Here is a 9850-nt window from a genome sequence, read left to right on the forward strand (position 1 = left end):
TGGCTTGGTTCAACCATCATCGGCTGCTCGCGCCTATTGGCTACATGCCGCCGGCTGAAGCTGAGGCAAACTATTACCGCAGCCAAACCGGTCAGGCTGTGTTGGCCTGACTAAAACCAAACGGCCTCCTCGAAACCCGGGGCGATTCAAATCGATCATGGCTTGCGAATCATTTGCTTCAACTCTGAAGCATAGATGAACCCTGTCTAACTCTCGGCTGAAGCGCATCGCTCTCAATCTGCTCAAGACTGAAACCGCCACCCAAACCAAGTTTGGAAAGATCAGCATGCGCATGAAGCGCAAGCTCGCCAACTGGGAGGATGGCTACGGGGAGGCGATGCTCTGGACTAGCCTGCGGCATGACAAATAAGTTCAATACCCATGCAGAACAACGCCGGTGATAAAGCGGGGAAATAGGCACCGACGAGAAAGCCGAAGACGCCGATGGGGCGGTGGAAGTGATGGAGCACTGGGAGCCCCGGATGACTGGCGGAACGTGTTCCGCGGCAATCGCTCGTGTCCCTCTCTGCAATATCCGCCTTGGCAAGCCATACTCCTACTGGGCTGTCGGTCGCTTTTCCCGGACAGGAAGCGGCGCTGGTTCAACCCGATCTAGCACGAACGGATCAGGCAATCCATCGTCATTGATCTTGGCAATGCGCAAAGAAGCAACAAGCTCATCCATGAGGGCATAGGCTCTCTTGATTGCAGCGGGGTAGGTGGAGGAGTCCGGATTGGCTCTGTAATCATACTCCGGCAAACCAAAACTAAATCCAACCATGCGGTCTGAGGAAAGTGTCGTCATGTAGGAGTAACGCCGCCCGAAGCTCGAGTCCATTGCATTACGTATCCACACGCGTCCATTGATTACGACGGATTCAGGATCTAGATGGATTCGGTTGTCTGCCCCACTGAGAAAATTTCCCGCTTTAATTGCCTTTTCCACCTCCTCTCGCGGAGGAATACTTTTTTTCAAGACTTCGCTGGATAGCTCTCGCAAACGCTCCGGCGTGGAAAATTTCTGCCTTTCTTCGGGCTGTAATATTCGATATAGAACTAGCACACCCGCTGTCTCACAGCGCCCGAAGAGACCTGGCGAAAAAAGACTTCTACAAACATACCAACCAAGGCTGGCGACTTTCAGTGCACCTTTCTCTCGCGCAAGGAGCTTCTCCATTCCAGGATCCGGCGTTCTGGTGTTGGTATAGGGCCAGATCCAATTTCCAGGAACGGCGCTCGCATCCGGCACCTTCATGGACAGAATGAACTCATCCATCTCAAAACGGTAATTCTCACCTGAACTGAGGAGCTTTTCTGAAGCAAGATTCACATGCGGATCAAAATAGGGCGGGGCACTTTCTGTCAGATGGCGCATTGCTGTTACGTTTTCCCGACTAATACCATAGCGCTTCATCTGTGCGTAGAGCGCATCCCTCTCATCTCCGTAGCGCCGCCACCACGCATCCGTGCTTTCGTGGGTCGCATAGGTCTTAAACGAAGCACTCATTGCTATGATAGCAATCCCAAGCAATACTATCCTATTCAGTCCCATGATTACTTCGACTCCTCCTTTAGACCGCTCCACTTGTATGGAAGAGTGTGCGGGCTCTGCTGTATGGTGCAGAAGATATCCGACAAACAGGGGGACGACAAAAGTGCCGGCACAAGATTCATTGGCGAGGACAGAAATCGGAGGCCGACGATCTGCGGCACCAAGTCATTTGGAGCATCCCGGTAACGGTTCTCTTTATCAATGAAGTCCCCAATTTTTTTATCACCCATCACTGAATTCGTCACCGCTTTATTATTCGCCCCCGCGTGAAAGACAACCGAGTTATTGCTAAGACTCTTCACGCTCGACCCTGAAGCAGCCTGCACAAACTCTGCTCCACCCCGGCTGTGGACAACCCAGTTTACATCTTGACCACTCTTCTGAATATATTCCAACTGGCTTCTCAAACCCAGCACCGAATCCGACTCATATCCAAGCTTTGTCAAAGATGCACCCAAGATGTCCATAAAGAAGCCGTTTGTAGGCGCATAAGAGAGCGTAAATCTATCAACCGGAGAATGTGTTGCGTTGGCACCTGATACCGCATTAAGCACACCCTGCTTCAATTGAACCGCCCCATCCAGATGGGCGAGCATCAAACCGGCTGCATAATACGGATCATTGTCCATTCCATTTCTAGCTGCAAGATTTGTGAACCAGTAGCTGTCACCATCTCGGGTATTCGCAATAGCCAGAGCCTCCGTCCCGAACTTCATAACCAGATAGGTATCCTTGATCGTGTTCTTGTCGATCACCCCATATGGATCCGCGTCGTATTTGTCCGGTGCACGAACTTGGCCCTCAGAGCTTGTTCTGACCTCAGCATTTGCCGTTTTGATGAGTTCCAGATAACTCTGCAATTCCGTCTTGTGTGCGGCCTTAGTTTCACCAGACGTGTCGTCTTTCGCAGCCTTGCGCGCACTTTCAGTCGCATAGGTTCCAAGCTTAGCGTACAAATCTATTGTCATGTCTGAACACCCAGCACTGCCGCTCAATGCACCATCGCACGCTGCATGGAAAGCAGCATTACGCTGTTCATCAAGCAAATCCAGTTCAGCAGCTCTCCGGCAGCCAGCCTCTTCGCCACCCGCGCACGCTTTCCTGGCCTCATGGCGTTCCAGGTTTTCGTGGTGGGCAAGGTAGTTGTTCTGCGCCGCGTTCCCCGCAGCAGTCGCGCCAACCTGCGCATCGCCGCCCACCAGGGGGGCCGCCAGGGCGCCGAAGAGGCGGGCGACGTCCACGGTCTTGCTGGCCTGGGTGGCGCTGACCGGTTCGCGGTTGCCGCCGTACCATTCGGCCGCCAGTTCGCCGGCCAGCCCGCCGATGGCGCCGGCGCCGCAGTCGCCGCCTTTGGCTGCGCCCAGGGCGCAGCCGACGACGAGGTGGCCCATGCGGTTGCTGAAGCCTTCCAGGTCGCCCACGCTGTTGGCGGCGCTGGCGCCGGCGGCGTCGATGACGCTGGTGGTGATGGCGTGGGCGAGTTTGTCGCCCAGGTCGCCGCCGTTGATGGCGGTGTCGATCACGGCGCTGGTGGCGTTGTTAATGACGTTCTTGCCGATCTGCGCGACCAGGTCGGATTTGCCGCTGATCTCCGCCAGGGTGACGAGCTTGCCGTCGGCGTTGGGGACACTGATGCTGCCAGCCAGGGCGTTCAGGGCGCCGGCGGTGAGCATGGCGGTGGCAACGTTCCGGATGGTTTCGTCGCTCCCCAGGTCGCTCAGGGTTTGGCCGAGATTGCCCTTGTTGTTGATTAACGTGACGGCGGCCTGACTGGCCAGCGCGACGAAGCCCGCATTCGCGACTGCCGTGCCTACGGTGGTGGTCGCCCCCACTAACGATGCGCCGGTTCCGCCGGACACGATCGCCACCGCAATGGCGATCATCAGCGCCGCTTCCGAAGTCAGCCCTTCCTGCTTGTAGTCCCACTTGTCGTGGGCCAGTGCAACAGCTTGCCAGTCCACCCCGGGACGGTCGGCCAGTTGCATCATCCACGCCTGTCCGGGCTGTGCGGCCTGCTTTTCGAGTTGGGTCTTGAAGTTGCCTTCGGGGAGCTGGGCGACGATCTTCTGGGCCTGGAGCGTGACCGGGCCCTGGATGTTGACGAGGGTCAGGGTCTCGGTGCTTTCGCCCTGACCGGACTGGCTTTGCCAGACGAGGGATTTCTTGTTGACGGTGTGGCTGGTGTCGAGACGGCTCTTGGCGCCTTCTAGGATCAGGGTGGCGTCGGCCTGGGCTTTGTCGCCGACGCCCACTTCGAGGGTGGTCTGGGCGGCGGCGATGCGGGTGCCCTGCAGCAGGGTGTCGCCGCCGCTTTGGGTGGTGAGCTCGCCCGCGCTCTGCAGTTGGGTGACCTGGGCCTCCTCGCGGGTGCGGCTGTCGCGGGTTTCGGTCTTGGTGCTGCCCGAGGGGAACATGAAACCGGGGGCAAGGAGGTTGGCACCCAGAGAACTTCGGGTGACTTTCTTGCGATCCATGACGCTGTGCACATCCTGCACGGCGTAGGCGTGCAGCTCGCCACCTGCGGACAGGCGGGCTTCGCCGCCGGCATTGAGGCGGGCGCCATAGAGGTCCAGGTCGCCGCCGGACTGGAGCTGGATGTCCTGGGCGTCAATGTGCGTGGTGGCGGCCTGCAGGCGCTGTTCGGTGTGCTCGGTGGTGGTGGTCTTCTTGCTCAGCCAGCCGCCGCTCTTCTTGACGTTGAGGGTGTGCTCCGAAGCGGCGTCGGTGGCGGCGGTGAGGGCGAGGGTTTCCCGCGCAACGAGGGTGGCTTTGCCGGGGGTGACGAGCGTGGCGGCTTCGAGGGTGAGCTTGCGGCCGGCCAGGTTGATGGCTTCGCCGCTGAGCGCATTGCGGGCGCTTTCATCGCGGCTGCGTTCGACGATGGACGTGCCGGCGCGGTTGCGGGTGGCGTAGTCTTCGGTCTTGCGCCCGGCGGCGAGGGTGATGTCGCCCTCAACAGCAAGGGTGAGTGTGCGAGTGGCGTCGAGCTGGACACCGCTGCCGCGGATACTTCCCGCGGTGCTCGTGGCATCGTCGGGCTTGCCGGTAGCGGTGATCTCGAGGGTGCCTCCACTTTGCATGACACTGCCTACATGGCGACTGGGGGCGTCCAGGGAGACAGTGGTCGCCCCCAGGTTGCGGGCTTCCCGGCGGTTCTCGAGAGTGAGGCCGTCGAGGACGACGCTCTCACCAGCAAGGCGGGTGTCGCCACCGCTGTGGATGCGCTGGCCACCGAGGATGAGGCTGCCAGTGGCCTGGAGTGTGACCGGGCCACCAGCATCCATCTGCCCGCCAACGGCGGTGTCGGCGTGGCTCAGTTCGAGGCGCTCTCCGTTTGTGGTGGGCAGCCCCGGCAGGATGGCGGCGCCTTCGACCTGGGTGGTGAGGCGCCGTTCGGTGCGGGTGCTGTCCACAACGGCGGCAAGGGCGAGGTGCCCGCCCGCGACGATGCGGAGGTCTTGGCCGGACTTGACCTGCGTACCGACGATGACCGTGCTGCCACCGCTTTCGAGGTCGAGCTTGCCGCCGGCTTCCAGCAGCGATGCCTGGTGGCGGATCTGGCGGTCGATCTGGGTATTGGCGATGCTGCCGCTGGCCGTGAGGCCGGTGATTTCGGTTTCGCCGTTGTTGAGGGTGTAGCTGCGGTGATTGCTCACAGTGTCGATGCGCTGCCGGCTGTTCTCCAGGGCGAGGGCCTGGATCTCGATGTTGCCGCTCACCCGGCCGGTGAGCGCGCCGGCCGCGGTGAGGTCGGCGCCGGTGACGAACAGATCCTTGCCGACATTGAGCGCCAGATCGCCCGTGCGGGCGACGATGCCGGCGCGCAGGTCAGCGCCCTGGGTGACGGTGCTGTCACTGCGGGTGGTGACGGTGGTACCGAAGACACTGTCGAATTCACTGGAACTGACCGTCGTGGTCTCTTTCCGGTCGACGGCGTAGAGCGTGCGGTTGTAGAGGTTGCCGGCCACGTCCAGGGCCAGGCTGCCGGCTTCGATGCGGCCGGAGTCGTTGATAAGGTCGCCACCCACGGCGAAGGTGGCGTCCTTGTCGATGAGGATGCGGCCCCGGGTGTTGTCCAGGGTTCCGCCCAGGGCGAGCACAAGACTGCCTGCCTGGATGCTTCCATTGCGGTTGTCCAGGCTCGCCCCGAACAGCCCCAGCGCGCCGCCGGCCCTGATGGAGGCGCCGAAGTTGTCGATGCCCCCTTCGGCCTGGATCAGCAGGCGGTCAGTGACTTCAAACGCGCTCCGGTTGCTGAAGCGGCCCGAGAGCAGGAGGTCCAGGTTGTCGGCCTTGAGGGTGCCGGGCGCAGCGGAAAACGCGTCCCAGTCGGGAAAGGCCAGGCCGTAGCGGGCGGCCTCGTCAGTGGGGAGGGTGCTCCCCGGGGTCGCTGGCGCCTTGGGCGGGGACTCCGCGCCGCCGCCGGCGAGAGGCGCGGTGGCCGGGTCGATGGCCGCCACCGGTGCATCCAGGTTACCCGTGGCGGGAGCGGCTGTACCGGGGCTTGCCGTACCCGGGGCGGCGGGGAGGACGGCGCCGGCCGTACTGCCGGCCACGGGGCTCTCGGACACCTGGAGCACGCCGCCACCCGGGAGCGGTGTGGCCGTTGTTCCGTGCAGCGTGGTGTGGGCGGGGCCGGTGGGCGAAGCCGCCAGCGGCGCCGTCGCACCAACGCCCTGTACACTGGCAAGCTGCACCGCACCGCCCGCCCCCGACGCACCAACCGGCGCATTCACCGAACCCTGGAGGCTCCCGGGGGTCGTTGCCGCCACCCGGTTGTTGCGGGACGCCTCAAGCGCCTGCCGCGCGGCCGTGGGGTCGACACCTGCGCCCAAGGTGAGATCGACGCCGGACAGGCTGAGGTCAGCCGCCACAATGGTCCCGGCGTCAGGGCTGGTCAGCGTGATGGCGGAGGCACCACCGCTTGCGTCCAGGCGAGCCAGACTCAGGGCGGCCGTATCTTCGATTGCGCCTTCGGCGTTGGTCCAGCGGACAGTCTGGGCGCGGTGCTCGGCGCTGTAGTTGTAGATGCCGGCAACCCTGGCGTCCGACGCCACATTGCGAAGACTGCCCTGGAAAAAGCCATTGACCACGAACCGGGCGCGGCTTGCTACGTCGGTGTGGTGATCCACGTAGGCCCCGGGCAATGCCGGCAACCCAAGCAGCAGGTAGCTGCCACCGGTCAGATCGGGTTCTTCGGCCCGCGTCCGGCTCCCGGTCGCGAGGTTTTCGACACTGCCGCTGGCGTTGCCGCCCAGGAGCACCTGCCCGGTGTTCACCAGGGTGCCGCTCCAGATCGTGTCCGCGGCGGGGCTGACCCAGGTTTCACCAAGGTCGACCCTGATTCCGGCCACATCAAGACGCAGGGCACCGAAGGCCACGAGGGGGCTGCTGGTCGGCCGGAAGACGAGAGAGGGCACCTCCAGCCGGGCGTCGCCCCGGGAGGCCACGGTGCCGGCATTGGCATAGCCGGCGGCCTTGATGTGGAGGGCGGCATCGGCCAGCACGGTGCCCGTGCCGGCATTGCGGAAAGCACCATCCCCCGCGTCGATGGAGATCCGTTCGGCAGCCTCCCCGTTGCCGTAGATCAAGCCGGCGTTGTCGACCCCGTGGGCGCTCTTGAGGCTGACATCGTGCGTACCCAGCAGCGCCGCCTTGTCACTATTGATCAAGGCCGTGCCGGCCACGGCGTGAAGACGTTGGTCGGCCAGCAGCGTTCCGTGGTTGATCAGACTGCCGGTCGGTGCGAGCACGGTGAGATCCCGAGTGGCATGCACCAGGCCTTCATTGCGGATCTCGCCTCCCGAGAGGGTGACGTAGCGCCCTTCCAGCACGGGCGACAGGCCGGCCCGGGTGCCCGCAACCGATTCCAGGACACCGGAGACACGGGCATCCAGCCCGCCCCCGGCGGCAATGCGCCCTCCGCGATTGAGCAGCGAGCCGGCGGAAACGGTGAAGTCCTGGCCGGCCAGGATCAGGCCAGTGTTGGTTGTCGGCGTCTCGGCGCCAAAGTTTGCCTCGGTGAGGACGTCATTCTCGCTGCGGATGTTAACCAGCGCGGCCGACCCGAGGGTCATGCGGATACCCCCGGCCTGGATGACGCCACGGTTCTCCACGGCCCCCCCGGCCAGATCGAGTTGCCCGCCAACCGCCAGTACGGCGGGGCTCTGCACGAAGCGGAAGTCTTTCTCGGGGTCGGGTGGAGGAGGCGGCGGCAGGCCGGGCTGCGGGTTGCAGACCACCGGATTGACGCAACGCGCCCCTTCGACCAGCTGATTGACGAAGCCACCCTCGGCGAGGATGTCGGCATTTCCACTGACCGCGGTGCGCCCCCCGTTGCTGAAAGCACCCTGGGTATGTACATCAAGCCTGCCGGCACTCAAGGTGCCCAGGTTCCACAGCTCCGCCGCCCGGATCGTGAGCAGGCTGGCCGACACGATGCCGCTGTTGGCCACCACGCCACCGGCAAGAGAGACGCTGTCGCCGCTCAGCTCGCCGTTGTTGGTAACGGCCGTCGAGGCGCTCACGCTGCGGCCGGTGACGAGGCCCCCGTTGCCGAGCCCACCGTCGAAGGACAGCGCCCCCCCGGCGATGACGCCCCGGTTGTCCGCATACCCGCTGATACCGAGCGTTTCGCCGAAGACAACACCCTCATTGGCAAGCGCACCGCTCACACGGACAGACTCCGCCACGATGCGCCCCGAATTGCTCAGGGTGCCGCCCGAGAATGCAAAGCCTGCGCCGCCGGGGATCACCTCACCGGCGTTGAGGAAGTGGCTCGCGGACAGGAGCACGGAGCCACCACTGCTCACCACACTCGCCCCGGCCCCCAGCGATCCCTGGTCCCTGGCGAGCAAGGCGATATCACCATTGGCGACGATGCCCCCGGGGCGATCCGCGTTGGCGATGATGTTACGGGCGCCGATGTGCACGCTCCCCGTACTCTGCAGCAGGCCCGCGCTGACAAAGTCTCCGGCAATGTCGACCCGGAGATCGCTACCCACCAGCAAGCGGCTCCGGCTATCCAGCGTGCGCGCCACCCTCGTCACGGACAGGGGGCCATGGAACAGGGCATCACCGAGGAAGACAAGATCCCCGCCCACCGAAAGATGGGCACCACCGGCCACCCCCAGGTTGCGCTCGAACACCACCGACCCGGCGGCCGAATGCGCATCGAGCGCGCTGCCCGCAGCCAGATCGCCGGCGAGGCGCACATCCCCCGCAGCCTCCAGGCTCAAGGCATCCATGGCCGTCACCGCACTCTGCAGGCGAATGCCATCCTGCCGGCTACGCACCTGTGCCATGCCGAGGGCCAGCATCTCACCGCCCACGGTGATCGCCCTGTCAGCCGACATCGTCAGGCTTCCACCGGTGCTCAGTCGGTCGGCAATGCGGATACCTTCCGCGCCCCCTTCAATGGAGAGCGCTTCGGGTGTCAGCAGGGCGCCCGCCACGTCCACCCCGGCGCCGGACCACATGTCGAGAGGGCCGCCCGCCGACACGCCGCCGGTATAGCTCTGCCCGCCTCCGCTTGTCAGCACACCCCTGCCGAGGATGCGGGTTTCGCCCTGGGCAAGGCGGCCGCCCGCCTGCACCGACGCCGCGCCCCCCACCGTCACCGCACCTGCATGATCCACATCACCGGCTGCAGCCAGATCCAGGTTGCCAAGGACCACGCTGGCGCCGCTCACCCGGTAGTCGCCTCCGCTTCTGGCGAGCAGATCACCCCCCGCCAGCACCTCGCCCAGGGCCACCGCGGCACCGGCCTCCATCGAAGCGCTCTCACCCTTCTCCAGCCCACCGCTGACAGAGCCGGCGACAAGGGCACCGCCCGCCGTCAGGCGCAAGGCGCCGTTGGCTGCCACGCGGCCGCCAAGGGTCAGCACCCCCGTGTCCGCCTTCAGATCGACGGATCTGCCGCCAAGCACCTCACCCACGATATCGAGGGACTGACCCGCCCTGGCGTCCAGGGCACCCGCCGACCGCCAGGCGCCCGTGGCGAGGATGCGCTCGGCAGCCCCCAGGCCCAGACGCCCACCAGCCTCCACATCGCCCGACAGGCTCATGCCGCGCCCGGCCACCAGGGACACGTTCCCCTGGCTCGCCACACCCCCTTGCTGCAGCACGGCCCCGAGCGACGCCACATCGACCCCGGTATTGGCCACCAGACGACCGCGGTTGTCGAAGCCATCCGCCCCGGCACGAACCTCGACGGCGCCGCCCGTCAGGATGCCGCTGGCCGACACCTGCCGCCCGCCCAGCACCACGCCCGCACCGGACCGCAGCTCCCCTGCAAGC

2 protein-coding genes are annotated in these 9850 nt (G+C 64.4%); both read right to left on the reverse strand.

All coding sequences use genetic code 11. The features are described from left to right. Positions 1–556 precede the first annotated feature (556 nt). Positions 557–1552, reverse strand: a complete 996-nt coding sequence (locus J0L98_RS20100) for a hypothetical protein (protein WP_296413820.1) — start codon at positions 1550–1552, stop codon at positions 557–559. A 2-nt stretch (positions 1553–1554) separates the two neighbouring features. After that, positions 1555–9816 (reverse strand): DUF637 domain-containing protein, encoded by an 8262-nt coding sequence (locus tag J0L98_RS20105; protein WP_296413823.1) that lies wholly within the window; start codon positions 9814–9816, stop codon positions 1555–1557. Between the last annotated feature and the right edge of the window lie 34 nt (positions 9817–9850).

Origin of the sequence: Zoogloea sp. (assembly GCF_017302315.1) — a bacterium.
In the GTDB taxonomy this organism is placed as follows: Bacteria; Pseudomonadota; Gammaproteobacteria; order Burkholderiales; family Rhodocyclaceae; genus Zoogloea.

What these genes read in the sequence shown, in the direction of transcription:
- J0L98_RS20100 (WP_296413820.1), bottom strand. Translation starts at nt 1,552, where the DNA reads ATGGGACTGAATAGGATAGTATTGCTTGGGATTGCTATCATAGCAATG.